General features: G+C 64.1%; 26 protein-coding genes. 21 read left to right on the top strand and 5 right to left on the bottom strand.

From position 1 onward, the window contains the following. Positions 1 to 31: 31 nt before the first annotated feature. The 9 genes from ACFORG_RS12940 to ACFORG_RS12900 all read left to right on the top strand — a co-directional run bounded on the left by ACFORG_RS12940 (position 32) and on the right by ACFORG_RS12900 (position 5,989). The gene (locus ACFORG_RS12940; protein ID WP_386735950.1) at positions 32 to 967 is read left to right on the top strand and encodes an aspartate carbamoyltransferase catalytic subunit; all 936 of its coding nucleotides are present in this window, start codon (positions 32 to 34) and stop codon (positions 965 to 967) included. After that, on the top strand, positions 964 to 1,494 hold the full coding sequence (locus ACFORG_RS12935) for a hypothetical protein (protein ID WP_386735949.1): 531 nt from the start codon (positions 964 to 966) through the stop codon (positions 1,492 to 1,494). Before ACFORG_RS12940 ends, ACFORG_RS12935 begins: the two co-directional genes overlap by 4 nt. Next, the gene (locus ACFORG_RS12930; protein ID WP_386735948.1) at positions 1,479 to 1,865 is read left to right on the top strand and encodes a hypothetical protein; all 387 of its coding nucleotides are present in this window, start codon (positions 1,479 to 1,481) and stop codon (positions 1,863 to 1,865) included. Before ACFORG_RS12935 ends, ACFORG_RS12930 begins: the two co-directional genes overlap by 16 nt. Beyond that, on the top strand, positions 1,862 to 3,151 hold the full coding sequence (gene pyrC / locus ACFORG_RS12925; protein ID WP_386735947.1) for a dihydroorotase: 1,290 nt from the start codon (positions 1,862 to 1,864) through the stop codon (positions 3,149 to 3,151). The genes ACFORG_RS12930 and pyrC overlap by 4 nt, the downstream gene beginning before the upstream one ends. Further along, positions 3,151 to 3,762 (top strand): glycerol-3-phosphate 1-O-acyltransferase PlsY, encoded by a 612-nt coding sequence (plsY, locus tag ACFORG_RS12920; RefSeq protein ID WP_386735946.1) that lies wholly within the window; start codon positions 3,151 to 3,153, stop codon positions 3,760 to 3,762. Before pyrC ends, plsY begins: the two co-directional genes overlap by 1 nt. 86 nt (positions 3,763 to 3,848) lie before the next feature. Next, positions 3,849 to 4,025: a hypothetical protein gene (locus ACFORG_RS12915; RefSeq protein WP_386735945.1), complete on the top strand. Its 177-nt coding sequence runs from the start codon at positions 3,849 to 3,851 to the stop codon at positions 4,023 to 4,025. A 158-nt stretch (positions 4,026 to 4,183) separates the two neighbouring features. Next, the gene (locus tag ACFORG_RS12910; protein ID WP_386735944.1) at positions 4,184 to 4,657 is read left to right on the top strand and encodes a YHS domain-containing (seleno)protein; all 474 of its coding nucleotides are present in this window, start codon (positions 4,184 to 4,186) and stop codon (positions 4,655 to 4,657) included. Positions 4,658 to 4,794: 137 nt separating this feature from the next. Next, on the top strand, positions 4,795 to 5,535 hold the full coding sequence (locus tag ACFORG_RS12905; RefSeq protein ID WP_386735943.1) for a hypothetical protein: 741 nt from the start codon (positions 4,795 to 4,797) through the stop codon (positions 5,533 to 5,535). Between the two features lie 37 nt (positions 5,536 to 5,572). Further along, a complete protein-coding gene (locus tag ACFORG_RS12900; RefSeq protein WP_386735942.1) occupies positions 5,573 to 5,989 on the top strand; it encodes a VOC family protein in 417 nt (138 codons plus the stop codon). Positions 5,990 to 6,013: 24 nt separating this feature from the next. Here the strand turns inward: ACFORG_RS12900 and ACFORG_RS12895 are convergent, their stop codons facing one another. From ACFORG_RS12895 to ACFORG_RS12885, 3 genes are all read right to left on the bottom strand, one after another. Next, on the bottom strand, positions 6,014 to 7,888 hold the full coding sequence (locus ACFORG_RS12895) for an adenylate/guanylate cyclase domain-containing protein (protein WP_386735941.1): 1,875 nt from the start codon (positions 7,886 to 7,888) through the stop codon (positions 6,014 to 6,016). A 199-nt stretch (positions 7,889 to 8,087) separates the two neighbouring features. Beyond that, positions 8,088 to 9,425 carry a serine hydrolase domain-containing protein gene (locus ACFORG_RS12890; protein ID WP_386735940.1) on the bottom strand — a complete coding sequence of 446 codons (1,338 nt, stop codon included), beginning with the start codon at positions 9,423 to 9,425 and terminating at the stop codon, positions 8,088 to 8,090. 244 nt (positions 9,426 to 9,669) lie between these two features. Then, positions 9,670 to 11,040, bottom strand: a complete 1,371-nt coding sequence (locus ACFORG_RS12885) for a glutamate--cysteine ligase (RefSeq protein ID WP_386735939.1) — start codon at positions 11,038 to 11,040, stop codon at positions 9,670 to 9,672. A 172-nt stretch (positions 11,041 to 11,212) separates the two neighbouring features. On the opposite strand from ACFORG_RS12885, the gene ACFORG_RS12880 reads away from it, so the two are divergent. Beyond that, complete coding sequence (locus ACFORG_RS12880; protein ID WP_386735938.1) at positions 11,213 to 11,788, top strand: hypothetical protein; 576 nt, start codon at positions 11,213 to 11,215, stop codon at positions 11,786 to 11,788. A gap of 3 nt (positions 11,789 to 11,791) precedes the next feature. Here the strand turns inward: ACFORG_RS12880 and ACFORG_RS12875 are convergent, their stop codons facing one another. Next, positions 11,792 to 12,319 carry a hypothetical protein gene (locus ACFORG_RS12875; protein ID WP_386735937.1) on the bottom strand — a complete coding sequence of 176 codons (528 nt, stop codon included), beginning with the start codon at positions 12,317 to 12,319 and terminating at the stop codon, positions 11,792 to 11,794. Continuing rightward, positions 12,316 to 13,077, bottom strand: a complete 762-nt coding sequence (locus tag ACFORG_RS12870; RefSeq protein ID WP_386735936.1) for a 16S rRNA (uracil(1498)-N(3))-methyltransferase — start codon at positions 13,075 to 13,077, stop codon at positions 12,316 to 12,318. Before ACFORG_RS12870 ends, ACFORG_RS12875 begins: the two co-directional genes overlap by 4 nt. Before the next feature lie 12 nt (positions 13,078 to 13,089). On the opposite strand from ACFORG_RS12870, the gene ubiA reads away from it, so the two are divergent. The 11 genes from ubiA to ACFORG_RS12815 all read left to right on the top strand — a co-directional run bounded on the left by ubiA (position 13,090) and on the right by ACFORG_RS12815 (position 26,082). Then, the gene (gene ubiA / locus ACFORG_RS12865; RefSeq protein ID WP_386735935.1) at positions 13,090 to 14,052 is read left to right on the top strand and encodes a 4-hydroxybenzoate octaprenyltransferase; all 963 of its coding nucleotides are present in this window, start codon (positions 13,090 to 13,092) and stop codon (positions 14,050 to 14,052) included. Positions 14,053 to 14,114: 62 nt separating this feature from the next. Next, entirely contained in the window at positions 14,115 to 16,025 is a 1,911-nt protein-coding gene (locus ACFORG_RS12860; RefSeq protein ID WP_386735934.1) for an OmpA family protein, read from the top strand. 1 nt (position 16,026) lies between these two features. Continuing rightward, a complete protein-coding gene (locus ACFORG_RS12855) occupies positions 16,027 to 16,347 on the top strand; it encodes a hypothetical protein (protein WP_386735933.1) in 321 nt (106 codons plus the stop codon). Positions 16,348 to 16,432: 85 nt separating this feature from the next. After that, positions 16,433 to 17,668, top strand: a complete 1,236-nt coding sequence (locus ACFORG_RS12850; RefSeq protein WP_386735932.1) for an aminotransferase-like domain-containing protein — start codon at positions 16,433 to 16,435, stop codon at positions 17,666 to 17,668. Next, positions 17,665 to 18,711 carry a pyridoxal-phosphate dependent enzyme gene (locus tag ACFORG_RS12845; RefSeq protein ID WP_386735931.1) on the top strand — a complete coding sequence of 349 codons (1,047 nt, stop codon included), beginning with the start codon at positions 17,665 to 17,667 and terminating at the stop codon, positions 18,709 to 18,711. The genes ACFORG_RS12850 and ACFORG_RS12845 overlap by 4 nt, the downstream gene beginning before the upstream one ends. Beyond that, positions 18,711 to 19,853 carry a M24 family metallopeptidase gene (locus ACFORG_RS12840; protein ID WP_386735930.1) on the top strand — a complete coding sequence of 381 codons (1,143 nt, stop codon included), beginning with the start codon at positions 18,711 to 18,713 and terminating at the stop codon, positions 19,851 to 19,853. The genes ACFORG_RS12845 and ACFORG_RS12840 overlap by 1 nt, the downstream gene beginning before the upstream one ends. A gap of 1 nt (position 19,854) precedes the next feature. Next, on the top strand, positions 19,855 to 20,589 hold the full coding sequence (locus tag ACFORG_RS12835; RefSeq protein WP_386735929.1) for a maleate cis-trans isomerase family protein: 735 nt from the start codon (positions 19,855 to 19,857) through the stop codon (positions 20,587 to 20,589). 41 nt (positions 20,590 to 20,630) lie between these two features. Then, the gene (locus ACFORG_RS12830; protein WP_386735928.1) at positions 20,631 to 21,521 is read left to right on the top strand and encodes a LysR family transcriptional regulator; all 891 of its coding nucleotides are present in this window, start codon (positions 20,631 to 20,633) and stop codon (positions 21,519 to 21,521) included. A 73-nt stretch (positions 21,522 to 21,594) separates the two neighbouring features. Beyond that, the gene (locus ACFORG_RS12825; protein WP_386735927.1) at positions 21,595 to 23,682 is read left to right on the top strand and encodes a hydantoinase/oxoprolinase family protein; all 2,088 of its coding nucleotides are present in this window, start codon (positions 21,595 to 21,597) and stop codon (positions 23,680 to 23,682) included. Continuing rightward, positions 23,675 to 25,384, top strand: a complete 1,710-nt coding sequence (locus ACFORG_RS12820) for a hydantoinase B/oxoprolinase family protein (RefSeq protein ID WP_386735926.1) — start codon at positions 23,675 to 23,677, stop codon at positions 25,382 to 25,384. The genes ACFORG_RS12825 and ACFORG_RS12820 overlap by 8 nt, the downstream gene beginning before the upstream one ends. Continuing rightward, positions 25,381 to 26,082: an SDR family oxidoreductase gene (locus ACFORG_RS12815; RefSeq protein WP_386735925.1), complete on the top strand. Its 702-nt coding sequence runs from the start codon at positions 25,381 to 25,383 to the stop codon at positions 26,080 to 26,082. Before ACFORG_RS12820 ends, ACFORG_RS12815 begins: the two co-directional genes overlap by 4 nt. Positions 26,083 to 26,089 lie beyond the last annotated feature (7 nt).

Raw genomic sequence — 26,089 nt, 5'->3', positions numbered from 1 at the left:
GGCTCCGTTCGTCTGACCGGAGCGCGCTGCCATGGAATTCGCCCATCGACATCTTCTTGGCATCGAACAGCTGTCGCAGGGCGACATCACCGCGATCCTAGACCTTGCCGAAAGCTATGTGGCGCTGAACCGTCGCGCGGAAAAGCACTCTGACGTGCTGGCGGGGCTTACGCAGATCAACATGTTCTTTGAGAATTCGACCCGCACGCAGGCCAGTTTCGAGTTGGCCGGCAAGCGCCTGGGCGCGGACGTGATGAACATGTCGATGCAGGCCAGCTCGATCAAGAAGGGCGAGACACTGATCGACACGGCGATGACGCTGAACGCGATGCATCCCGACCTGCTGGTGGTGCGGCATCCGCATTCGGGCGCGGTGGACCTGCTGGCGCAGAAGGTCAATTGCGCGGTGCTGAACGCGGGCGACGGCCGGCACGAGCATCCGACGCAGGCCCTGCTCGACGCGCTGACGATTCGCCGGGCCAAGGGACGGCTGCACCGGCTGAACATCGCAATCTGCGGAGATATCGCGCATTCCCGCGTGGCGCGGTCGAACCTGATCCTGCTGGGCAAGATGGAAAACCGCATACGCCTGATCGGGCCACCCACGCTGGTGCCCGCGCAATTCGCCGAGTTCGGAGCCGAGGTCTATGACGACATGCGCGAGGGGCTGAAAGGCGTCGACGTGGTGATGATGCTGCGCCTGCAAAAGGAACGGATGGATGGCGGCTTCATCCCCTCCGAGCGAGAGTACTTTTACCGCTACGGTCTGGATGCCGAAAAACTGGCGCTGGCAGCACCCGATGCGATCGTCATGCATCCAGGCCCGATGAATCGCGGCGTCGAGATCGACGGCACGCTGGCCGACGATATCAACCGGTCGGTGATCCAGGAACAGGTGGAGATGGGCGTGGCGGTGCGCATGGCCTCGATGGAGCTGCTGGCCCGCAACCTGGGAGGCACGGCATGAACGCGATGGAGGTCAAGCCGCATGAACGCGGCCTCGTCCGGCTGTTCAAGCTGAATATGCGCCCCGAGGAGGCGCGGTTTCTGAAAGAGCCGGGTGCCGCGGCGCAGGTTCTGGGTGTCGAGGAGATGGAAGACGGGCAGGTCGAGATCTTTCCGGTCTCTGACCTAGAGGAGTTGGGCCTTGCCGGATACCTGCGCGAGGGGTTGGGTGTTCCTGCGGAGCGGCTGGATACCGAAAGGCTGGCAGGGATCGAGGGCTGGGTGATGGTGGTGCGCAGCCCCGCCTTCGGCGGCCGCGCCGAGACGCTGCGACCTGCCCCCAAGGTGGAACTGGTCGATATCTTTGCCGAGGAAGGCGTCGACTGGACCCCCGGCCCCGAACCGCTGGAGGTCGAAAGCGCCAAACCGCATTCCACGCCGCGCGTCCCGCCTCGGCAAGCGCGACAAGAGGCGCGAAACAAGGGCGCCATGGTGTTCGCCATCGTGATGGCCTTGGTGATCGGGGGGCTACTGTGGCTGATCCTGTAAGGTTCGAGCCCGATCAGGGCGCCTATCTGCGCAGCCATGCCTGGCTTGCAGCCGCCGGCATGGCCGGTGCGATGCTGGTTCTGTGGCTGCTGGGCAACCCGCATGTCTGGACCGGCGCGCCTGCCGGGCTGGCAGCCGTCGCGGTGCGCGGGCTGTACCTTCGGTCCGAGGAAATGGCGGCGACATGGGAAATCGGCCAAGGCACGCTGACTGGTCCCGGCCCGCGCCGCGTACCCTTGGACCAGATCGCCGAGGTCAAGACGCTGGGCAGTTTCGTGCAGGTCATCACCAAGGGCGGCGACAAGCACCTCATCAAGTACCAGGCCCACCCACAGGCCACGAAAACCGCCATCGAAAGGGCCATGCCATGAGCGAGACGCTCTTTTCCAACGCTCGCCTGATCGACCCCGAGGCCGGGACCGAGACCTCCGGCTGGCTGCGCGTCGCCGACGGGCGGATCGTGGCGTGTGGCGAGGGGGAGCCGCAGGGAACGGACAAGGCCGGTGCCGCCTTGGTCGACTGCGGCGGCATGTGCCTTGCCCCGGGGATCGTGGATATTGGCGTAAAGGTCTGTGAGCCGGGCGAGCGGCACAAGGAAAGCTATAAATCGGCGGGCCTTGCGGCGGCGGCCGGCGGTGTCACGACCATCGTCACCCGGCCTGACACGACCCCTGCCATCGACACGCCCGAAACGCTGGAATTCGTCACCCGCCGCGCACAGGCCGACACGCCGGTCAACGTAGTGCCGATGGCCGCGCTGACCAAGGGCCGCGAAGGCCGCGAAATGACCGAAATCGGGTTCCTGATGGACGCGGGCGCGGTAGCGTTCACCGATTGCGACCACGTCGTTCAGAACACCAAGGTGTTCTCGCGTGCGTTAAGTTATGCCAAGTCGTTGGGCGCGCTGGTCGTTGCGCATCCGCAGGAACCGGGGCTGAGCGCCGGGGCGGCGGCGACCTCGGGTAAATTCGCGGCGCTTTACGGGCTTCCTGCCGTCTCTCCCATGGCCGAGCGGATGGGGCTGGACCGCGACATCGCCCTGCTCGAGATGACGGGCGCGAAATACCACGCCGACCAGATCACCACGGCGCGCGCGCTGCCCGCACTCGAACGCGCCAAGCGAAACGGTCTGGACATCACCGCCGGCACCTCGATTCACCACCTGACGCTGAACGAGCTTGATGTCTCGGGCTACCGCACCTTCTTCAAGGTCAAGCCCCCCCTGCGCAGCGAGGATGACCGGCAGGCGGTGATCGAGGCGGTCCGCACAGGGCTGATCGACGTGATCTGTTCCATGCACACGCCGCAGGACGAGGAAAGCAAGCGCCTGCCATTCGAAGAGGCGGCCGCAGGGGCAGTGGCACTGGAGACGCTGCTGCCCGCGGCGCTGCGGCTTTACCATGCCGGGCAGTTGGAGCTGCCGGTCCTGTGGCGCGCCCTGTCGTTCAACCCGGCGCGACGACTGGGTCTTGAGGCGGGGCGGCTGGCGGTCGACGCCCCCGCCGATCTCGTGCTGTTCGACCCGGACGTGCCCTTTGTGCTCGACCGGTTCACGCTGCGCTCGAAATCGCAGAACACGCCGTTTGACGGGCAGCGGCTGCAAGGTAGGGTGCTGGCAAGTTACGTGGGCGGGGCCTGCGTCTATCGGAGAGAGTGATGCCACTGATCGAAACGCCGGTGCCCCTGCTGCTGCTCTGGGGCGTGATGGGCTATCTCCTGGGCTCCATCCCTTTCGGGATCGTGATGGCGCGGCTGTTCGGGCTGGGAAACCTGCGCGAGATAGGCTCGGGCAATATCGGCGCGACCAACGTGCTGCGCACCGGGAACAAGCCCGCCGCCGCGCTGACGCTGGTGCTGGATGCGGGCAAAGGGGCGATCGCGGTGCTGGTCGCGCGGGCCTTTGCCGTAGAGGACGCCGTGCAGCTTGCTGGGTTCATGGCCTTTCTGGGCCATTGCTTTCCGATCTGGCTGCGGTTTCACGGCGGCAAGGGGGTGGCGACCTTCCTCGGCCTCTGGCTGGCTTTTGCATGGCCGGTCGGAATCGCCTGCTGCGCGACATGGCTGGCCGCCGCTGGCCTGAGCCGGATCTCCTCGGTCGGCGCGCTTGCGGCGGCGGTGCTGGCGCCGGTCTGGGCGCTGCTTCTGGGCTGGGGATCGGCGGTCGTGATGGCGGTGGCGCTGGCGCTGATCGTCTTCTGGCGGCACCGTGCCAATATCGCGCGGATCATGGCCGGGACCGAGCCGAGGATCGGCCGGAAAGAAAGCTGAGCGTCGATCCGGGCGAGGCGCTGCCACGGCTGGCGCGCTGGCCGGAGGGCACGAATATCGGACTGTCCGGTTCACGCCGCTACCGCGTGATCAAGACGTCGATGGCGCGGGGCCGCGCGGTCAAGCTGGTCGCGTGGGAGTTGGGCGGCGGCGATTACATCAGTCTCAACCTCTATCACCTGCGCACAGGGCCGGTTCTGCGCCCCTGCGAGATGTCACGGGAAAAGGTGATCGCCTTTCTCGCCGATCTACGCGCAGGGTGACGATCACGGAATCCTCGCGCCTCCATGCCGGTCACTTGTTTTGCACGTGATCGCGGGATCGCCCATCTCGGTGCTGCGACGGGAGGACACCGCCGCACCTGATCGTAACGGGCCGGGGCGCTGTGCCGCCGGACCCAACAGCCAAGAGGACGACCCCAATGAACGCAGTGAAATCCCTGATCGGCGGCCTGGCGCTTTCGGTGGCGGTGGCTAGTGCCACGCTGGCCGCTGGCGTGGACGTGAACGCAAGCTCCACCGGGCTGGCAATGCAGGGCTATGACCCGGTGGCCTATTTCACCGTGGGCGAACCGACCAAAGGCGATTACCGGATCACGACGGTCTATAACGAGGCGACCTATCGTTTTGCCTCGGAAGAGAACAAGGCCGCGTTCGACGCCAACCCAGAGGCCTATGCACCCGCCTATGGCGGCTATTGCGCCTTTGGTGCCGCGATGGGGTTCAAGTTCGATGGTGACCCCACTCATTGGAAGATCGTCGACGATACGCTTTACCTGAACCTCTCCAAAGACGTTCAGACCCGTTGGGAAGGCGATATTCCCGGTTTCATTGACGCAGCCGATGAAAAGTGGACGATGATTGCCGACAAATCCCCCGAAGAACTGCAGCAATAACCCAAGGCCACTCACGACCGACCGGCGGCAGCCTCTCCCTGCCGCCGGTTTTCGATTCGGGAATTTGCCGCGAAGGTTTGACCGGAACGCCCGGCGGCCCATCTTTACGACTGCAGCTTCGTCACGCGTTTCTCTTGATGCCCAATGATTCCGGCCACCGTATCGTCCTTATCATCGGAAGCGCGCCCGACGCGGTCCGGTGTCGGGCATGGAGCAAGTCCAGATTTCACCGGATCGTCGCGATAAACAACGCGTGGCAAGTCCGTTCGGACTGGGATGACCACATTGCCCCGGACGATTTTCCAAAGGCCCGAATGCCCGGCCGCACCACAGCCCGGCAAAGGCTGATCCGTTCGGCCGACTACGTACCCGCCAACAACACCTTTGGTGGCGTTTTCTACGCTGGTGGAACGATGGCCTTCACGACCGGTTACTGGGCTTTGTCAGCGCTCAGGCCGACGATCCTCGCCTTTATCGGCTGCGACATGATCTATTCCGGATCGGGCAAGACCCATTTCTATGGCCGTGGTGCGCCCGATCCCTTGCGCGATGATCCCAGCCTGCGAAGCCTCGAGGCGAAATCGGCCCGCCTTCTGCTGCATGCGGCGCGGCTTGGCTGCGCCTGTGTCAGGCTGTCCTCTGGTGACAGCAGGTTGCTGTTTCCCAGCGTGGACATCGATGAGTTGGAATCCCGAACCGCCCCCGTTGTTACTGGCACGAACCCTCTTTTCGACGAAGCCAGGGCGCTTGAGGGCCAGCTTGGTTATCGCTACGAGACCGGCCGTTATTGGGAAGGGACGGATACGGTCTCGGCCGAAAAGATCGATGCCCTCGATGATCTGTGGCTTCGTGCCGCAAGAATGCCCATTATGCTTTGATGAGATCCATCAAGGCGCCCATCAAGGAACCAGCAGCATGATTGCTTATGTCACGGTCGGTTCGGATGATATCGACCGCGCGAAACGGTTTTATTCGGCGTTCCTGCCGGCACTCGGTTACGGGCTGGAGGAGGGACACGAGGGCTTGAGCTATGCGCTGCCCGCCGAGCCGGGGCAATCGCCCGTTTTGCCCGACTTCTACGTCAAGCCGCCCTTTGATGGTCGTTCTGCCTCGGCGGGTAACGGGTGCATGGTCGCCTTCGAGGCGCGCAACCAACAACAGGTGCGCGACCTTCATGCCGCCGCGCTGTCTGCGGGCGGGACCGACGAGGGCCAGCCGGGGTTTCGTGCCGCGTACGGGTCCGATTTCTATGTCGGTTACCTGCGCGACCCGCAGGGCAACAAGATTGCGCTTTTTTCCAGTAATCCCAACGAGCCGGGGCGCGACGGTTAGTATCCGTCTGGCCGTGGGTTCGGTTCAGCTTTTCGGCACGCCTGCCCGCCGGAGACCTTCGAAGAAACGCGCGCGATAATCGGGATCCTCGATGGGTATCTTCTGTTCCCAGTTCTGGATCGTGGGCGTGAAGCCGAGCGCCCGAAGCTCCTCCATTTCCCATTCCGCATCGTCGATCAGGCCGAGAAAGCCGTAAACCGGCACAATATGCAGGTGGGTGTTGATCCATGCCGCGTTGCGCTCGATCGCAAGTTCCAGACTGCTGCGCGCGGCCTCGGTCTCTCCCAGCTGGAACTGGTTCACGCCAAGGGCATAGCTATACCAGAACGGGTAACGCGGATTGAGCCGCATCGCCGTTTCGACGGATTTCAAACCTTCCTCGGCTCGCCCGACATAGTGGAGGAGTATTCCCATCAGAGCGTAAGCCTCGGAATATCCGGGGTCGAGCGCGACGGTCGCGTTCAGAGCCTCCAGTGCGCGCTGCGAGTCGAAGACCAGGCCCTGCGTGAAAACGCGGGCGATGGCCCAATGCGCCTGCGGAAGTTTGGGATTGATCTCGAGCGCGCGGTCGATGGACTCCTGCGCCAACCTCGTCGCTGCTGCCGAGTCTTCGGCCCAGCCACCTTCGACCCTGATGATGTGGGCCATTGCCAGGCGCGCATGTGCGAGGGCGAATTCGGGATCGAGCGTCAGCGCCTTTTCAAGCAAGTGGATCGACTCTGCGCTGTGCTGATCGGTGAAGAAGCTTTCGAGTTGGACTGCGCGCAGATAAGCCTCGTAGGCTTCTCGGTTTTCCGTCGGATGAAGGGCGATCCGGCGTGCCTCGTCGGGGGTCAGGTGAAGCTCGAGCGCGCTGACGATCTGTTCGCGCACCTCGTCCTGTACGGCAAAGATATCGTCGATCCTGCGATCATATCGCTCGGCCCAGAGATGCCCGCCGGTGTCGATATCGAGTAATTGCGCGTTGATGCGCAGACGCTCGCCCGCTTGTCGCAGACTGCCGGTCACGATGTACCTGACGCCAAGTTCCTCGGCGATCTTGATGACCTCGGCATCGTCGACCGGCCCCGGGTCGAACATGTTGCGCCCGATGATGAGAAGACCGGACAGCTTGGCCAGATCGGTGACAAGATCCTCGGTCATTCCAAAGGCAAAGTGGTTCTGGCTTTCATCCTCCGACAGGGTGCGGAAAGGCAGTACCGCCAGCTTGGCACGCCCACCGTCCAGCAGGTCTTCGGCGAGGTCTGGGCCGAATGGGTGGCTGCGCTGTCCGTCCTGGAAAAAGTAGGCGAGCACGCCGATGCAGAGCATGAGTGCCAGTAGCGTCACCGCGACAGCGCGCCTGCTCTTCCACAGAGGGTTCTGCCGGGGCGCCGCAGAACTGCCATCCAGAATGATCGCATAGGCGTGAATCGGACGGTCGATGTTCTTGAGGTTTTGCTCGCCCATGTCGCGAACCGGCGCATCAAGGTGGTTCTGCATTTGTTCGTAAGCCGCGCCCGAGATGCAGATGCCGCCCGGCTCCGCGATCTGTTCCAGCCGCGCGGCAACGTTCACGCCATCGCCTTGGATGTCGTCCCCCAATGCAACGATGTCACCGAGGTTGATGCCGATCCGATAGAACATGCGCCGGTCCCGCGGTTGGCGAGCCTCGTACGCGGACAGCCCCCGCTGGATCCGTACGGCACATTGGCCGGCTTCGACCACTGACGGGAACTCGATCAGGAGTCCGTCGCCCATCTCCTTGATGACCCGGCCGTGATACGCGGCAAGGGCCGGGTCGATCACCGCAATGCGATGCGCTTTCTGGCGCTCGATCGTTCCGATGTCGTCGACTTCCATGAGCCGCGAATAACCGACCATATCGGTCGCCATGATCGCGCTGAGCCGCCGATCCAATGCTTTTCTCCGTTGAGGAAAAAATCTTACCAAATTCGCGGGTGCTAGGCCACCGCCTTGGAGAAGAGCGCAACGGAGAGTGGAGGCGCCGAGCGCCCTTTACCTTGGGGTTGCTGCGATGGGCATGCCTTTGAACAAGCAGTTTCGCAATCGGACAAACACTGCCGAGGCAGCGCAGTGCCGCTTCAGGAAAAAGGTCCTAACCTTCGAACGCCGCGATCAGAGCCTTGGCCAGAGGCAGGGACGAATATCCCAGTTTCGATGGCGTCAGCCCCAAGCGGACGACGACCATGTCGTGCGACGGAAAGATCCCGATGAACTGTCCGTCATGCCCCTGAAGCCAAACGGCATCCTCGAAAGGTGGAAGATCGCCGGGAGATTCCAGCCACAGGTGCCCCTTGGCGTATCGTCCATCCGACGCGCTCACCGGCTCGAACATCCAATCGGTAAAGCCTTGTGGCAAGAGTTGGCTACCGTCCCAAACCCCCTTCTGAAGCAGGAACTGCCCGAACCGGGCCCAATCCCTTGCCGTGGCATACATGTAGCTCGACCCAACGAACGTATCGCTTGCATCGGTTTCCATGACCGCCGAAGTCATCCCCAGCGGTTCGAAAAGAGCATCGCGAGGATAGCCAAGGCTGTCGGCGCCCACCCTATCCTGCCAGACACGGGACAGCATGGTGGACGTTCCCGATGAATAGTTGAACGCGTCTCCCGTGCCGGTCTCCGCTCCGAGGCCAGAGGCGAAACCCGACATGTCATCTTCGAGATAGAGCATCCGGGTAACGTCCGAGACGTTGCCGTAACCCTCGTTCCATTGCAGACCGCTCGTCATCGACAGCATGTCCGCGACCGTGATCTGCGCACGGTCATCCCGGCTCCACTCCGCGTAGCTGGCGGTCAAAGGGTCGTCCAGTCCCATCTCGCCGGACCCGACCAGAGTGCCTATCAGACCCGCGGTCACGGTCTTGGTCATCGACCAGCCCAGGAGCGGCGTTTCGGCGTCGAAGCCTTCGGCGTAGGTCTCACCGACGATCCGGCCATTCCTGACCACGACGACCGCACGGTATCCTTCGCCCAACAACGCCTCGTCGGACAGGATGTCCAGAACATCGGCGTCCTGTGACGGCGCGATATCGTTGCCCTTTGGCCAGAGCCCGCCAGAAGACGGGGCGGGCATGTCCAAACGTTCATCCGACAGGGCGGCATCGTGGATATTCGTGCAGCCCAACCCCTCGCGGTACTGGGAGGTCGCGGGAGCGAAAAAGCCGAAAACCCACGCCCTGACAAGCTGCGCGTCGGTATCGACGTCGACCGAGATCTGTTTCAACAGCGGGTGGCCCGGCGCCTGAACGTCGACGGCCAGCGTCTCTTCGGCATCGCGCCCGGCAATGAACACGTTGGAGCAAACCATCTTGGCCGAATAATTGGTGCCGACCCGCAAAAGATCGGGGGGCGACACGAACAGGTACCCAGCGCCTAGTACCACCCCGAGAACGAGCACGAGAACACCTATTCCGAACGCTTTTTTCAGCATTGACCACCCCGAGCCGGTCGGCTCGCCCCATCTCTCAGCCTACATGGCGCCAAGACTAGCCGTTGCACCGTGTCTCTCACCATCATGACGTGGCGTAGATGGTCGTGTTGAGGTCGCAACCGAGGACCGGAAGTGCCAAAAGGGGATGATAGGTAGGCCGCGATCCGCGCCGACCTCAAATAGCGGCAACCGAGCCATCGGTGCTCAGCCAGCGTGGCCCTGAACGCCGGCTGAGCATTCACGATCAATAGCTGTATTTGACGTAGATCCGGGTCAAGTCGCCGTTCCAATCGCCGTGATAGTCCTCGAGCAACTCGTCGGCGGGCACCTTGCCGCTTTCGACCGACTCCTTCAACGCGTTCAGGAAATGGGTTTCGTCCGGGACAAGACCGCCGGCGCCGGGACGGGCGCGGGCCTTGAGACCTGCCTCGGCAATACCCACGACTTCGCGGGCGAGGTCATGCATGTTCACCCCGTTCACCACGGCCTGAAGCCCCTGTTCGGCTGCCGCGACGCGCAGCCCTTCGCGGGTTTCCTGATCCCAGTCCTTGACGATGTCCCACGCGGCATCGAGAGCGCCCTGATCATAGGTCAGGCCGACCCAGAAGGCGGGAAGCGCGCAAAGCCTGCGCCATGGTCCGCCATCGGCCCCGCGCATCTCGATGAATTTCTTGATCCGTGCCTCGGGGAAGATCGTGGTGAGGTGATCGGCCCAGTCAGACAAGGTCGGCGTCTCGCCGGGCAGCGCGGGCAATTCGCCCTTGAGAAAATCCCGGAAGCTTTGGCCCAGCGCATCGATGTACTTGCCGTCGCGGTAAACGAAGTACATCGGCACATCGAGCGCGTAGTCGACCCATCGCTCGAACCCGAAACCGTCTTCGAACACGAAGGGCAGCATGCCGGTGCGATCGTCGTCGAGATGCCGCCAGACCAGCGAGCGCCAGCTTTTCTGCCCGTTCGGCTTGCCCTCGAAAAAGGGCGAATTTGCGAAGAGCGCGGTGGCAAGCGGTTGCAGCGCAAAGGCTACGCGCAGCTTTTGTACCATGTCCGCCTCGGACGAAAAGTCGAGATTGACCTGAACGGTACAGGTTCGCCGCATCATCACACGGCCCATGGTGCCGACCTTTTGCATGTAGGCATCCATGAGCTTGTAACGGCCCTTGGGCATCAACGGCATGTCGTCATGCGTCCAGATCGGAGCAGCACCGAGTCCGATAAAGCCCACGCCTATGCGGTCGGCGATATCCTTGACGTCGGCGAGATGCGCGTTCACCTCGTCGCAGGTCTCGTGGATGGTCTCGAGAGGTGCGCCGGACAGTTCCAGCTGTCCGCCCGGTTCCAATGAGATGTTGGCGCCGCCCTTGGTAAGACCGATCAGCTTTCCGCCCTCTTCCAATGGGGCCCATCCATGCCCGTCGCGCAACCCTTCGAGTACGGTTAGGATCGAGCGCTCCCCCTCGAAGGGCAGCGGGCGCAGCGTTTCCTTGCAGTAACCGAACTTCTCGTGCTCGGTGCCGATGCGCCAATCCTGCTTGGGCTTGCAGCCTGCTTCCAGGTATTCGGCCAGTTGCTCGTGGCGTTCGATGGGTCCGCCGCCGGACTGGGGGATGGACATTGGCTGGGCCTCGCGTCTGCTTCGTCTGGGTCCCGCCGAGAAGTGGCAGATTTCCCGCCTGTGTCAATGCAAAGGCCATCGGTGCAATCCGCCCGCAACCCCACGAAGCTGTGATATCGCAACTATTTGTGGTATATTTGCGGATTATTGGACTGTTGAAAGGATTGATCCGATGCAGCGTCCAACAAGGTCAAAACCAAAGGCGCTTGCCCTTATGTTCCTGGTTTTGAGCAGTATCGCGCTGGCAGGGCCGGCACAAAGCTATCCCTACAGCCCGACAAACCCCGACGATGGTGCGGGCGGTGTCGAAAAGCAGGGCGCACCGCAGGACGAGGATGTAGGCGAGCCCATCGATGTGACGACCCCGCGCTTTGTTGGCCTGTCCGACTTTGCGGTGCGGGAATTGCATCGCGAGCGACAGCGCGGCAGAACAGTCAGGATCGGCGGTTTCTCGGACGCGATGGCGACCTGGGTTCTGCACATGGCGCTGGCCGACCGGCGGCGTACCCAGCGTCTGATACGCGACATGCGCGATCTCGAAAAACCCGAAGACCGGCAGGAACGTCTGAACACCGAGATGGAGCGCGCCCGTGATTTCGAAAGGAACCTCGAACAATCCATCGAGCGGCTGCGCGAACGGGAACAATGGGGCGCGGTTAGCGAAGAACGTCGGAGATTGCGCGAGCTGCGCGACTTTATCGAAGGGCTGGAGGTCTGGGTCGAACACCCATGGGAAGGGTCGCGATAAGCCTCAGTTCAGACGCAGATGATCGGGGCGTGACGGGGTCTTTTCCCAGATGACGACCGCATGGCGCGCCCCGCCGTTGAGTTCTGACAGCATGCGTTCGGTGCGGATGCCCGGCAAGGTGGCGAAAACATCGAACAGCGCCTCTGCGCCCTGCGCCGAGACCGGGATCTGCAACGGCGTTTCGCCGGGTTGCTCGAGCACCCAATGCGGCGGACGGGCAAGCGGGTCGAGCGTGAGACGCTCAAGTTCGCGCGCGGCGACAACACCGCCGGTCAGCGGCCCCATGTAGACGATGCGCCCTTCATCCACAGTGACGATGCCCGGGCCGTCAGAGCCGGTGCGGAAGCGGGCGCGCTGAATGCCAATGACGACAAGTGCGATCGCGGCGGCCAACAGGGCCCAGCCGACCCAGCCCAAAAGGCCGCCGGGGCCGACGATCCAGCTGGCGGCGACCAGCGCCAGAACCGACGCCGCCAAAACCTCGCGCCAACGCCAGAGCGCATCGCGGGCCTCGGGTCGGATGAAACTCATCTCCAGTCTCCCCGGCTGGATTGCCACAAGGTAAGCGCCGCTACGGCAGCAGTGTCGGCGCGCAGGATCCGGGGGCCGAGGCTGACCGCCTGCGCCTGCGGCAAGGCATGCAGGCGCGCACGCTCGGCTTCGGAAAACCCGCCTTCGGGCCCAATGAGAATGGCCCATGGCTCAGACGTTCCACGCTCCGACGCGGCGGGATCGTCGGGCAAGCCCGACCGCGCGGGTGCACCATCGGCCAGCGCTTCGTCACAGAACATCAAGCGTCGGTCCGCAGGCCAATGATCGAGCATGCGGGACAGTTTCTGCAGCTCCGCAACCTCGGGCACGTAGGTGCCGCCGCACTGTTCGGCAGCTTCGACCGCATGAGCCTGCAGGCGATCCTGCCGGATTCGTTCGGAATTGGTGAAATCGGTCTGCACCGGGAGGATGCGTGCAGCGCCCATTTCGGCGGCCTTCTCGACGATGAAATCGGTGCGCGCCTTCTTGATGGGCGCAAAAAGAAGCCAGAGATCTGGCGGCATCTGCAGGGGGCGGGTCTGCGCGATGCATTCGAGGCGTCCGCCCCGCTTTCCGGCCTCGGCCACCTTGGCCAACCACTCGCCATCGCGTCCATTGAACAGCGCCACCGCAGCGCCCTCGGCCAGACGCATGACACCGAACAAGTAATGCGCTTGTTCGCGGGCGAGGTCGATTGATTGCCCCTGCCCCAGCGGATGATCTACATACAACCTGATCTTTGCGCTTTTCGCTTCCATGGGGGATTACATATGCAAGGCGACGCCTCAGCGCCAGATGGTCAGGTGGCCGACGCGGTCAAGGGCAACTGGGTCGACCGCTATGCCCCGGTAGCGACGCGACCCTACCTGCGGCTCAGCCGGGCCGACCGGCCCATCGGCACCTGGCTATTGCTGCTGCCCTGCTGGTGGGGCCTGATGCTGGCCATCTTCGCGGGGGACGATCCGCGCTGGGAAGATCTGTGGATCTTTGTCGGCTGCGGCATGGGAGCCTGGCTGATGCGCGGTGCGGGCTGCACGTGGAACGACATCACCGACCGCAACTTCGATGGCGCCGTGGAGCGGACGCGGTCGCGGCCCATCCCCTCGGGCCAGGTCACGGTACCCGGCGCGCTTGGCTGGATGGTGGCACAGGCGCTTGTCGCCTTCTGCATCCTGCTCACCTTCAACTGGGCTGCGATCGGGATGGGCATCCTGTCGCTGGTCACGGTGGCGATCTATCCCTTCGCCAAGCGGTTCACGTGGTGGCCCCAGGTATTCCTCGGCCTCGCCTTCAACTGGGGCGCGCTGCTGGCCTGGACGGCACATGCAGGTCGGCTGGAGATGCCGGCGGTGCTGCTTTACCTCGCCGGTATCTGCTGGACGCTGTTCTATGACACGATCTATGCCCATCAGGACAAGGAGGACGACGCGCTGATCGGGGTCAAATCCACGGCGCGGCTGTTCGGGACGCAGACGGCCCGCTGGCTGCGCTGGTTCCTTGTCGGAACCGTCAGTTTCATGGGCCTCGCCGTGATCGAGGCCGGGCTGCCGGATGCGCCCGTCCTGGCGATGATGATCGCGCTTGCCGGGCCATGGGCGATGGGGTGGCACATGCTGGGACAGTTGCGTGAACTCGATATCGACGACAATGACAAACTGCTCATGCAGTTCAGGTCGAATCGGGATACCGGCTTCATTCCGCTGATCTTCTTCGCGGCAGCGGTGTTGGTGTGATTGCACCTCCGGACAGGCGGTTGTAAGACTTGCCGCCAACTGAATGAACGCATGGAAGCGGGATGCGCCTTCCCTTCACACTCGTTGCAGCACTGACCTTTGCCTTTGCGGCGGGCCTCAGCCTCATCGCGGCCGGATTCGCCAGCAGCTATGTCGAGGAGACCTCGGAAATCATCATCCGCGAGGCTCTGGACGAGGCCGGACACGACTGGGCCGAGGTCGAAGCCGACGGTCTGCAGGTTTCACTGACAGGCATCGCACCGGATGAGGCGACCCGTTTCAACGCACTGAGCGTGGTCGGCGAACAGATCGATGCCTCGCGCGTGATCGACGGCATGACGGTTGCCCCGACCGCCGATATCGCGCCGCCGCGCTTTTCGGTCGAAATCCTGCGCAATGACAGCGGCATCTCGATCATCGGGCTGATCCCGGCTGCCACCGACCGGACCGCTCTGGTCGAACGTTTGTCTCGGATCAGCGATGGCGTCGAGGTGACCGACCTGCTGGAAACGGCCAACCATCCGCGCCCGGATGGCTGGGAAGACGCAATGGCCTATGCGTTGCTGGCGCTGTCGCGGCTGCCGCAATCCAAGGTCTCGGCCAGTGCCGGGGTTGTACGGGTCAGGGCGATTTCGGACAGTCCCGAGGCCCGACGCCAGCTGGAAAACGAGCTGACGCGTGCGGCGCCGCCCTCCCTGCGGATCGGGCTGGATATCTCGGCGCCGCGCCCCGTAATCACGCCTTTCACGCTGCGCTTTCTCATCGACGAGGAAGGGGCCCGCTTCGACGCTTGCTCGGCGCAGGACGAAAAGGGGCGCGACCGCATACTGGCAGCTGCCCGCAGCGCAGGACTGGAAGGCGCTGCAAGCTGCACCATCGGGCTGGGTGTCCCCTCGCCCAACTGGGCCCGCGCCGCCGAATTGAGCATCGCGGCACTCGCCGAACTGGGCCAGGGATCGGTGACGATTTCGGATGCCGATATCAGCCTTATCGCGATCGAGGGCACCCCCGAAGGTGAGTTCGATACCGTGGTCGGTGAGCTGGACAACGCCCTGCCGGATGTTTTTGTGCTGACGGCCGTTCTGCCCGAGCCCGAGGACGCCGTTCAGGGCCCTGCAGAGTTCACCGCCACGGTCAGCCCCGAAGGCCAGGTACAGCTGCGCGGGCGATTGGGCGACGAGGCGTTGCGACAAGTGGCAGACAGCTATGCCAAGGCCGCTTTCGGCTCCACATCGGTTCATACCGCCGTGCGTCTGGTCGAGGGGCTGCCCGCTGATTGGCCCACCCGTGTATTGGCCGGGCTGGAGGCACTGTCGTTCCTGCGCAACGGCGCATTGATCGTGACGCCCGAACGGGTCGACCTGCGCGGTGTCTCGACGGTCGAGGACGTGAATGCCCGTATCTCGCGCTTGCTGTCCGAACAGCTGGGCAGCGGAGCCGAGTACGATCTGGCGGTGGAGTACCTGCCGCCGCCGGAGCCCGAAGACACGCCACCCGACCCCGAGGTTTGCGAGGCACGGCTGGTCGAGATCCAGGAAGCCGAGAAGATCGCGTTCGAACCGGGCAAGGCAGCCGTCGCCGCCGGCTCGGCGCAGGTTCTCAACCAGATCGCCGATATCCTGCGCAATTGCGGGCAGATACGAATGGAAATCCAGGGGCACACCGACAGCCAGGGCCGCGAGGAAATGAACCAGCAATTGAGTCAGGCCCGCGCCCAATCGGTCCTGAACGAATTGCGCGCGCGGCGGGTCCTGACCTCGACCTACGCTGCTGTCGGGTATGGCGAAAGCCAGCCCATCGCGGACAACGACACGGAGGAAGGGCGAGAGGCGAACCGCCGGATCGAGTTCCGGCTGGTGCGCCCCGAACCGATCGAGGAAACGCAGACTGCGCTGGAAGAGGCCGAGGCCCCTGCGCAAGAAGATGGCGACGCGGCCGACGCCCCCGCCGAGGAAGAGGGTGGAGAGAACTGACATGGACGGAACGCAATTCATCATCACCACCGCCATCATCCTGTTCGTAGCCTTCTCGCTGGGTTGGTTCGCGAACTGGCTGGTGCATCGGTTCACCCGCGTCCGCCAAAGCGACGTGGCCGATCTCGACCGGATGAGCCAGGAGTTGCACGAGGCCGAGGAGACCCGCGATCAGGCGATCACCTACCTCCAGCAGCGCGAGGCGGAACTGACCAATCAGCTGACTCAGACCGAGGCCGAGCTGCGCGCCGCAATGGACGGTCTCCGCGACGCCCGTCAGGAGGCCGAGGAGATGCGCGCCCGCCTGAACCGGGTGGAGTGACCGCTTGAACCGAGTGGAATGACCGCCGGTTCCCTTCGCCGTTCCTCGGACCTAATCTGGCCACAGGTGACATGAAGGAGCCGCAATGCCCTCTCCCCCTCCTTTCGCCCGCTGGCTGGACGAGACCAACGACGTAACGCAGGTATTCCTGGCCGCCGGTCAGGTGCCGGACCTCGTGAACCTGGCGGGAGGTCTGCCCGAACCCGCGCTCTGGCCTGTCGATGCGCTGGCGGATCTGGCGGCACGCGCTGTGCGCGAGCACCCGAAGGAGGCACTTGGCTATCCGCCAATCGACGGGTTGCCTGCCCTGCGCGACGCGATCGCGGCGCGGTTCTCGACAGTAGATCTGCGGCTTGGCCGTGAAAACGTCCTGATCACTACCGGAGGGATGCAAGGGCTGGAACTGATCGGCAAGGTATTGCTGGACGAAGGTGATGTAATCGCGGCGCAGACTCCGGCCTATCTGGGCGCGCTGGACGCATGGCGCCCGCGCGGCCCCCGATACCGCCCGGTGCGGATGGAGGAAGAGGCACCTGACCTGCCCTACCTGATGCGTGGGGCGAAATTCACCTATACCGTGCCCAATTTCTCGAACCCGACGGGGCGGTTGGTGAGCGTTGCGCGGCGCCAGGCTCTGGTGAAGGCAGCGCAGGAAACGGGTGTCTGGCTTGTCGAGGATGATCCTTATGGCGCTCTCTACTATGATTGCGGCCCCCTGCCCCGGATGTTGGACCTGTGCGGCGGGGCACCCTATGCGGGACCGGTGATCTATCTCGGCACCCTGTCCAAGGAGTTGGCACCGGGCTTGCGGGTCGGCTGGGTGATCGCAGCGCCTGAGATGATCGCCGCTCTGACCACGGCCAAGCAGGGATCGGACATGTGCACCAGCGGCCTGTCACAGCAGGTGGCCTGCATGGCGTTCGAGACGGGGCTGTGTGAGCAGGTACTGCCCGACATCCTGTCGCTGTACCGCGCCCGCCGCGATGCGCTTTGCGCGGCGATGGCCGAACATCTTGACGCCTTGTTCGAATGGGAGGTTCCGACGGGTGGCATGTTCGTCTGGGCGCGAGCACGCGACGCGCGACTTGATACCGACCTACTGATGCGCGAAGGGCTTGCGCATGGCGTCTGCGTCTCGCCTTCGTCGGTGTTTGACCCCGAAGGCCGCGACCGGGCGGCGGTGCGCATCAATTTCACCCTCAACCCGCCGGACAGTTTGGCCGAGGGGGTGCGGCGGCTGGCCGCCGCGTCGCGCGCAGTGCTCGGCCGGTCGCAGGCAGCAGGTCAAGATCGCAGCCCGCAAGCTATGATCGAGCAATGAGACATCTGGCGAACCCTTGGCGCGGCAAGGGTCTGGACCATCCCGACCTGGCCGATATTCCCTTTCCCAGCATCGACGCGGCGGCCCCTCTCGCCCTGCTCGAACGCTGCCCCGCAGCGGCCCGGACACCCCTTCACGACAAACCCGACCTTGCCGAAACCCTGGGCCTTGGCGCGCTCTGGGTAAAGGATGAGCGGGTTCGGATGGGGCTGGGCAGCTTCAAGGCGCTGGGGGCGGCTTATGTCATCGCCTGCGAGGCCGAGGAGGGCACGGCGCGCGGCCGGACCTATGTGACGGCGAGCGCTGGCAATCATGGCCTTTCGGTCGCGGCAGGGGCGCGTGTCTTTGGTGCAAAGGCCAAGGTTTTCATCGCCGAGCAGGTTCCGCAGAGCTTTGCGCGACGGCTTGAGGCCGAGGGCGCCGAAGTGATCCGCGAAGGCTCGGATTACGAGGCCAGCATGGCCGCTGCCGCGCAGGCGGCAGAGGCGCCCGGCCATGTCCTGCTTTCCGACAGTTCGTGGCCCGGCTATTTCGAGCGTCCGCATCGCCTGATGGAAGGATACCTGGCACTGATGGCCGAGGTGTTCGACCAGATGGCCGAGGCTCCCACCCACATCATGCTGCAAGCAGGCGTCGGTGGGCTGGCCGGTGCCGCCGCCGCCATTGCCCGCGCACATTGGGGCGACACCCCCCGCATCATCGTTGTCGAGCCCGAGAATGCGCCTGCCCTGCTCGCCTCGGTCGAGGCGGGGGCGGCAGTCCATGCAGGCGGGCCGCCATCCTGCATGGGGCGGCTCGACTGCAAGGAACCTTCACTGATCGCACTGAAAGGGCTGGCGCGGGATGCGGATGACTTCGTCACGATCACCGAGGCCGAAGGACAGAGCGGCGCGGATCTCGCTGCCCGGTCCGGTCTGGAAAGCACGCCGTCGGGTGCCGCGGGGCTGTCAGCGTTAGCCGCTGCCAGTGACAGGCGAGACGCCTTGGGTCTTGGGCCGTCGTCACGGGTTCTGACGATCCTCTCCGAACAGGCCGATAGCTGATGGACGATTACGCCGAGGCCGAATACCGGGCCCGGCTGGCCCGCGCACAAGCGATGATGGCCGAGGCGGATCTGGCTGCGCTGTTCCTGACAACCGAACCCGAAATCCGCTACTTCACGGGGTTTCTGACCCGGTTCTGGGAAAGCCCGACGCGTCCGTGGTTCCTCGTTGTACCGGCGCAGGGCGACCCGGTGGCGGTCATCCCCGCGATCGGAGCACACCTCATGGCGCAGGGCTGGATTTCGGATATTCGGACCTGGGCCGCACCGGATTATGCCGATGACGGGATTGGCCTGCTGGCCGAGACGCTGCGCGAACTGGTACCAGAAGGCGGACGCATCGGCGTGCCTTCGGCGCTCGAGTCTCACCTGAGGATGCCGCTTGCAGACTGGGCAAGGCTGGGCGGAATGCTCGGCAGGCGCGTTCTGACCGAGGATGCGCTGATCCTGCGACGTTTGCGGATGGTGAAGTCTTCCACCGAGATAGAGCGCATCCGCCACGCCTGCGCCGTCGCGGGGCGCGCTTTTGCCCGCGTGCCGGAAATCGCACGGGCGGGCGTCCCGTTGTCGGATGTCTTTCGAAACTTCCAGATCCTGTGCCTCGAAGAGGGCGCAGATTGGGTTTCCTACCTTGCCGGCGGCGCGGGGCCGGACGGGTATGGCGACGTGATATCGCCCGCGACCGATGCACCGTTGGCAGCGGGCGATATCCTGATGCTGGATACCGGGGCCGTCACGGGCGGCTATTTCTGCGATTACGACCGCAACTGGGCCGTGGGACCGGTTTCGTCAATTGCGCAAAACGGACATGCCCGGGTCATTGAGGCGACGCAGGCCGGGTTCGAAGCAGCGCGGCCCGGTGCGACCGCCGCAGACTTGTTTCACACGATGAACGCGGTCCTGGGCGGAGATGCGGCGGGTCGGCTGGGCCACGGTTTGGGAATGCAGCTGACCGAATGGCCATCGCTCATCCCCGCCGACCAGACCGTTCTGGAACCCGGAATGGTCCTTACGCTGGAACCTTGCCTCGAGACCGTACCGAGCCGGTCCATCGTGCATGAAGAGAACATCGTGATTACCGCAACAGGCGCGGAGTGGCTGACCGCGCCGGCCGGTCCGGATCTGCCCGTCCTGGAGGCATAAGATGCCGGTCTTTCCCTATTCGCTGATCGAACCCGAGCGGCCAAGGCTGGGTTTGATCGTCCTGCAATCCGACGAGACGCTCGAAAACGACTTTCGCAGACTGATCCCCCGGCATGTGAGCCTTCTGGTCAATCGCATCCCCTCGGGCGTGGACGTGACGCCAGAAAGCCTTGGCGCGATGCGCGAACATATGACGGCCTCTGCCGGATTGTTTCCGCGCGGCTACCGGTTTGATGCGATTGGCTACGGCTGCACCAGCGGCACCGCTGAAATCGGAGCGGATTCCGTGTCGCAGATGGTGAAGCAAGGTTGCGAGACGCGCCACGTCACCGACCCGCTCACCGCGTTGATCGCGGCATGTCAAAGCTCAGGCGTGAAGCGGCTGGCAATCCTGTCGCCCTATGTCGAGGTGGTATCCGACAAACTGCGCCAGCGTTTAGCGGATGCGGGGATCGAAACGCCCGCTTTCGGCACTTTCGCGGAACCGGCCGAAGCGCGTGTAGCTCGTATCGCGGATGAGGATATCGTGGCGGCCGGTGGTTCGCTGGCACACGGCGCCGATGTTGACGCCTTGTTTTTGTCCTGTACCAACTTGCGCACTCTGAATGTGATCCGCCCGCTGATGGCCACGCTTTCGATGCCGGTCTTCTCTTCGAACCTGGTGCTGGCATGGCACCTGTTGCAATTGACCCAGGCCGCGCAAGTGCCGGATCGCCCGACCGGACTTCTGGAGTAGCCGTCGCGCCCGTGGTATGTGCGGTCAAACCGGAGATATCCTTGCCGCCCATCACCCTCAAACAGCTCGAAGCACTGGTCGCCGTGGCCGACCTTGGGTCGTTCCGGCGCGCTGCCGAGCGACTGAACACAACACAGCCGAACATATCGAACCGGATCGCGCAGCTTGAGTCACAGTTGCGGGTGGTCCTGATGGAGCGTGATGCGGGTTCTGTCCGGCTGACGGCGCGGGGGCGCGAGATCCTTGCCCATGCGCGCACGGTTCTGTCGAGTATGGATGCGCTGGTTGCCGCCGCGGGCGACGCCACCCTTTTCGAAGGCGTGCTGCGCCTGGGCGTGAGCGAACTGGTGGCGCATACGTGGTTGATGCCGTTCCTCAAAGAGATGCGGACCGCCTACCCCTCCGTCGATGTCGAATTGACGGTGGATCTGAGTGCGAACCTGTCCGATGCGCTGTTTGCCCGCGATCTGGACCTGACCTTTCAAAGCGGGCCTTTCGATCGCCGCACCGAAGGGACCGTTCCGTTGGACGCCTCGCCCTATTCCTGGGTCGCGGCGCCGTCGCTGGGCATCGCATCGCCTCTGTCCGAGGCTGATCTGACGGCGAACCCCGTCCTGACCCATGCGCGCGGTACGCATCCTTTCCAGCAGCTCGAGGCGCATTTCCGCGCTACGCGCATCGCGGCGCGGCTGGTGCCTTCGTCGAACATCGCGGCCTGTCTGCGGATGAGTGTCGACGGTCTGGGCATCGCCTGTCTCCCGGACCGCATGTTGACCCCCTATCTCGAAGACGGGCGACTGCGCCGCCTCGACTACCCGTGGGTGCCAGACGATCTGCGCTTTGCCGCGCGGTATCTTTCGGACCCGGCCCCTGCCTACCTGTCCGGCGCTATCAAGATCGCCCGGTGCCTGTCGCAAGATCAGAAATCCTGATCCTACCAATCCAAACAAACAATTTTTCCTGATCCTCGACTTTCGATACCGTCGCCGCGAATGGATGGAGAGGATGATGGCGACACGACTCGGTGTGGATATTGGCGGAACATTTACGGATGTGGTGCTGGAACGGGATGGCGAGCGGCATTCGACCAAGGTTCTGACGACCTATGCTGCGCCCGAAGATGCGATCATCGAGGGGATGGCACGGGTCTGCGGGCAGGCGGGCATCACGCCGGAGGAGATCGGCCAGATCATCCACGGCACCACCCTTGCCACCAATGCTCTGATCGAACGGCGCGGCGCACGCACGGCGCTGATCACGACCGAGGGGTTCCGTGACGTGATCGAGATGCGCACCGAAAGCCGGTTCGAGCAATACGACCTGAACCTCGTGCTTCCTGAACCGCTCCTGCCCCGGAACCGGCGCTACGTGCTCCGCGAGCGGCTGGATGCCGAGGGTGGCGTTCTGATCCCGCTGGAGCGGGGCGATATCGAGGCACTCGCCGAGGAACTGGGCGAGGCGGGATACGAAAGCATCGCGGTCGGCCTTCTGCATTCCTATGTCAACGACGCACATGAACGAATGATCGCCGAGGTTCTGGCCGAGAAACTACCGGGCGTGATGGTCTCGCTTTCCAGCGAAGTGTCGCCACAGATGCGCGAATACGAGCGTTTCAACACCACCATCGCCAATGCCTATATCCAGCCGTTGATGAAAAGCTACCTGGACCGCTTGCGCGACCGACTGGCCGACGAAGGCGCGGGCTGCCCGATCTTCCTGATGCATTCGGGTGGCGGCATCATGTCGATCGAAAGCGCTGCAGCGTTCCCGGTGCGGCTGGTGGAGTCCGGGCCTGCGGGTGGCGCGATCTTTGCTGCCGACATCGCGGCGCGCCACGGGCTGGACAAGGTGCTGTCCTTTGACATGGGCGGGACCACGGCCAAAATCTGCCTGATCAAGAACCAGACGCCCAAGACCGCGCGGGTGTTCGAAGTCGCGAGATCGTACCGCTTCAAGAAGGGGTCGGGCATGCCGATCTCGATCCCGGTGATCGACATGGTCGAAATCGGGGCTGGCGGCGGATCGCTGGCCCATGTGGATGCGATGAACCAGATCCGCGTGGGACCGGAGAGCGCCGGAAGCGAACCGGGCCCCGCCTGTTACGGGCGCGGCGGCGAGCGCCCCGCGGTGACCGATGCAGACCTCGTGCTGGGAAAGCTGGACCCGGCGAATTTCGCGGGCGGATCGATCCCACTGCATCCAGATCAATCCGAAACAGCATTGCGCGCGCATCTCGGCGATACTTTGGCGATGGACGCCGAAGAGGCCGCCTGGGGTCTTGCCGAAGTCGTGGACGAGAACATGGCCAACGCGGCACGTGTTCACGCGGTGGAAAACGGCGAGGACCTCGCCGATTACACGATGATCGCCTTCGGCGGCGCGGCCCCGCTGCACGCCGCGCGGCTGTGCGAGAAGCTGGGCATCGACCGCTGCCTGATCCCCGTCGGTGCGGGCGTCGGGTCGGCCATCGGTTTTCTGCGCGCGCCCTTCAGCTTTGAGGCCAATCGCTCGGTTTTCATGCGTCTTTCCGATTTCGACGCACAGCGTGTGCGCGCACTGTTCGACGAGATGGAAGAGGAAGCCAAGAGCTTTGTCAGGTCCTGCGACGCGAAGGCCCCGATTTCGGCCGATTACAAAGTCTACATGCGCTATGCCGGGCAAGGCTGGGAAATTCCGGTCGCACTGACAGGCGCGCAGGCGGCGAACCCTGATGGCGCAACCCTGCTGGAACTGTTCGAAGCGGAATACACCAAGCTGTTCGGCCGCGCGGTGGAGGCGATGGAGGTCGAGGTGACCGTCTGGTCCGTCAACGCCTATACCGATCCGTCCGCGTCGGCCCTGGCAACACCAGTCGAGACCTTGGCCGAGGCCACAAAGACCGGCACGCGCGCCCTGTTCGACCCGGGCCTCGGCAAGCGGGTCGAGGCTGCTGTCGTCACCCGCGACGGGATGCAGCCCGGCGCGCAGGTCGATGGTCCCGCAGTCGTGACCGAAACCGAAACCACCGTCGTTCTACCCTCCAGCCGCCGCATCACGGCGCTGAGCGACGGTTGCCTCGATATCCTCGTGAAGGGAGAGTCCGCCAATGGCTGAGATTTCGCAAGTTGCCTACCAGGTCATGTGGAACCGTCTGATCTCGGTCGTCGAGGAACAGGCACAGGCGTTGGTCCGTACCGCCTTTTCCACCAGCGTGCGCGAGGCCGGAGACCTGTCGGCCGGCGTCTATGACGAACAGGGCCGGATGCTGGCGCAGGCGGTCACCGGCACGCCCGGTCATGTCAACGCCATGGCAGATGCGGTCGGACACTTCATGCGCCGGATCGGTGTCGACACGATGGCCGAGGGCGATGTCTACATCACCAACGACCCGTGGGAGGGGACAGGCCACCTGCATGACATCACGGTGGTGACGCCGTCATTTCACAACGGCCGGCTGATCGGTTTCTTTGCCTGCACGGCCCATGTCACCGATATCGGTGGAAGGGGGTTCGGCGCCGATGCCAACTCGGTCTACGAGGAAGGGCTGTACATTCCGATCATGCGCTTTGCCACGCAGGGTGAGGTAGACCGCACCCTGGTCTCGATGATCCGCGGCAACGTGCGCGAGCCGGACCAGCTGGTCGGGGACATCTACGCCCTGGCGACCTGCAACGAGGTCGGCCACCGGCGGTTGATCGACATGATGAAGGAGTTCGGGCTGGCTGATCTTTCGGGCATATCCAACTTCATCCTTACCAATTCGCGCAAGGCGACGTTGGAACGGATTGCGGCGCTGAAACCGGGCCAAGCCGACGGGCACATGCGGATCGACGGGTATGACACGCCCATCGACCTGCGTGTCCAGCTAAAGATCGAATCCGACCGCATTACCTGCGACTGGGCAGGGACGAGCGGCGTGGACCGCAAGGGCATCAACGTTCCGCTGGTTTATACCAAGGCTTATGCCTGCTACGCGCTGAAATGCGCCATCGCGCCCGAGATCCCGAACAACGCGGCCTCGCTCGCCCCGTTCGAGATCACCGCGCCCGAGGACACGATCGTGAACGCGAAACACCCGGCGCCGGTGGCGCTGCGCCACGTGATCGGCCACATGGTACCCGACACGGTCTATGATGCGCTGGACAAGCTTTTGCCCGATACGGTCCCGGCCGAGGGCGCGGGCTGCCTGTGCAACTTTCAGGTATCGCTGCGTCCGCGTACCGATGCCCCGGCCCCAAAGGGCGCGCGCAGGGCCGAGGTGCTGACCTTCAACTCGGGTGGCGCCGGGGCACGGCCCGGCCTCGATGGGCTGAATGCTACCGCGTTCCCTTCGGGCGTGATGACCATGCCGGTCGAGGCGACCGAACAGGTCGGCCCCGTCATCATCTGGCGCAAGGAGCTGCGGCCGGATTCCGGCGGCGCGGGACGGCAGCGCGGCGGCCTTGGCCAGCACATGGAAGTGGGCGCGCGCGAAGGCCATGAATTCGACCTGCAGGCGATGTTCGACCGGGTGCACCACCCGGCTCGCGGGCGTCGCGGAGGCGCGGATGGCGCGCCCACGACGATCGCGCGGGGCGACGGCAGCGCCATGCGCGGCAAGGGCAAACAATTCGTCGCACATGGCGACCGCGTGGTGATGGGCTTTCCCGGCGGAGCCGGCTATGGCGACCCGTCCGAGCGTGACCCCGAAGCCGTCGCGCGGGATCTCGCCCTAGGGTACATTTCGGCCGAGGCCGCCGCGCGTGACTATGGCCTGAGCGCCGAAAACATCACGGCGATCCTCGGTAAGAGCAACACAGGAGAGGACATCTCATGACTAAGGTTGCCCTGATAACCGCCGGGGGTTCGGGCATGGGGGCCGATGCGGCCCGCGCCCTGCACGCACACGGGTTCGAGATCGCCATCCTGTCCTCCTCGGGCAAGGGCGAGGCGCTAGCCGGTGAAATGGGTGGGATCGGTGTCACCGGGTCCAACCGGTCGACCGATGATCTGGCGCGTTTGGTCGACGCGGCGATGAGTCGGTGGGGGCGGATCGACGCGCTGGTCAATTCCGCCGGTCACGGCCCCCGCGCCCCGGTGCTTGACCTCAGCGACGAGGACTGGATCGAGGGGATGCAGGTCTATTTCCTGTCGGCCGTCCGGCCCGCCCGGCTGGTCGCCCCGATCATGGCGGAACAGGGCGGTGGCGCCATCGTCAACATTTCCACCTTCGCGGCGTTTGAACCATCATCGGTCTTTCCGACCTCGGCGGTTTTCCGGGCAGGGCTTGCGTCCTTCACGAAACTCTTTTCGGACGAGTATGCGGCAAAGGGCGTTCGGATGAACAACGTCCTCCCCGGCTTCATCGACAGCCTGCCTGAAACGGATGAGCGGCGCAGTCAGATCCCCATGGGACGATACGGCTCTTCGCGCAACGAGATCGGTGAAACGATTGCCTTTCTCACCTCGGAGGCGGCAGGCTACATCACGGGCCAGAACATCCGCGTGGATGGCGGCCTGACACGTTCCGTCTGAGGGCAGC

It is taken from the genome of Lutimaribacter marinistellae (assembly GCF_042648365.1).
Lineage (GTDB): Bacteria > Pseudomonadota > Alphaproteobacteria > Rhodobacterales > Rhodobacteraceae > Lutimaribacter_A > Lutimaribacter_A marinistellae.
This window is presented reverse-complemented; position numbering and strand designations above follow the sequence as displayed.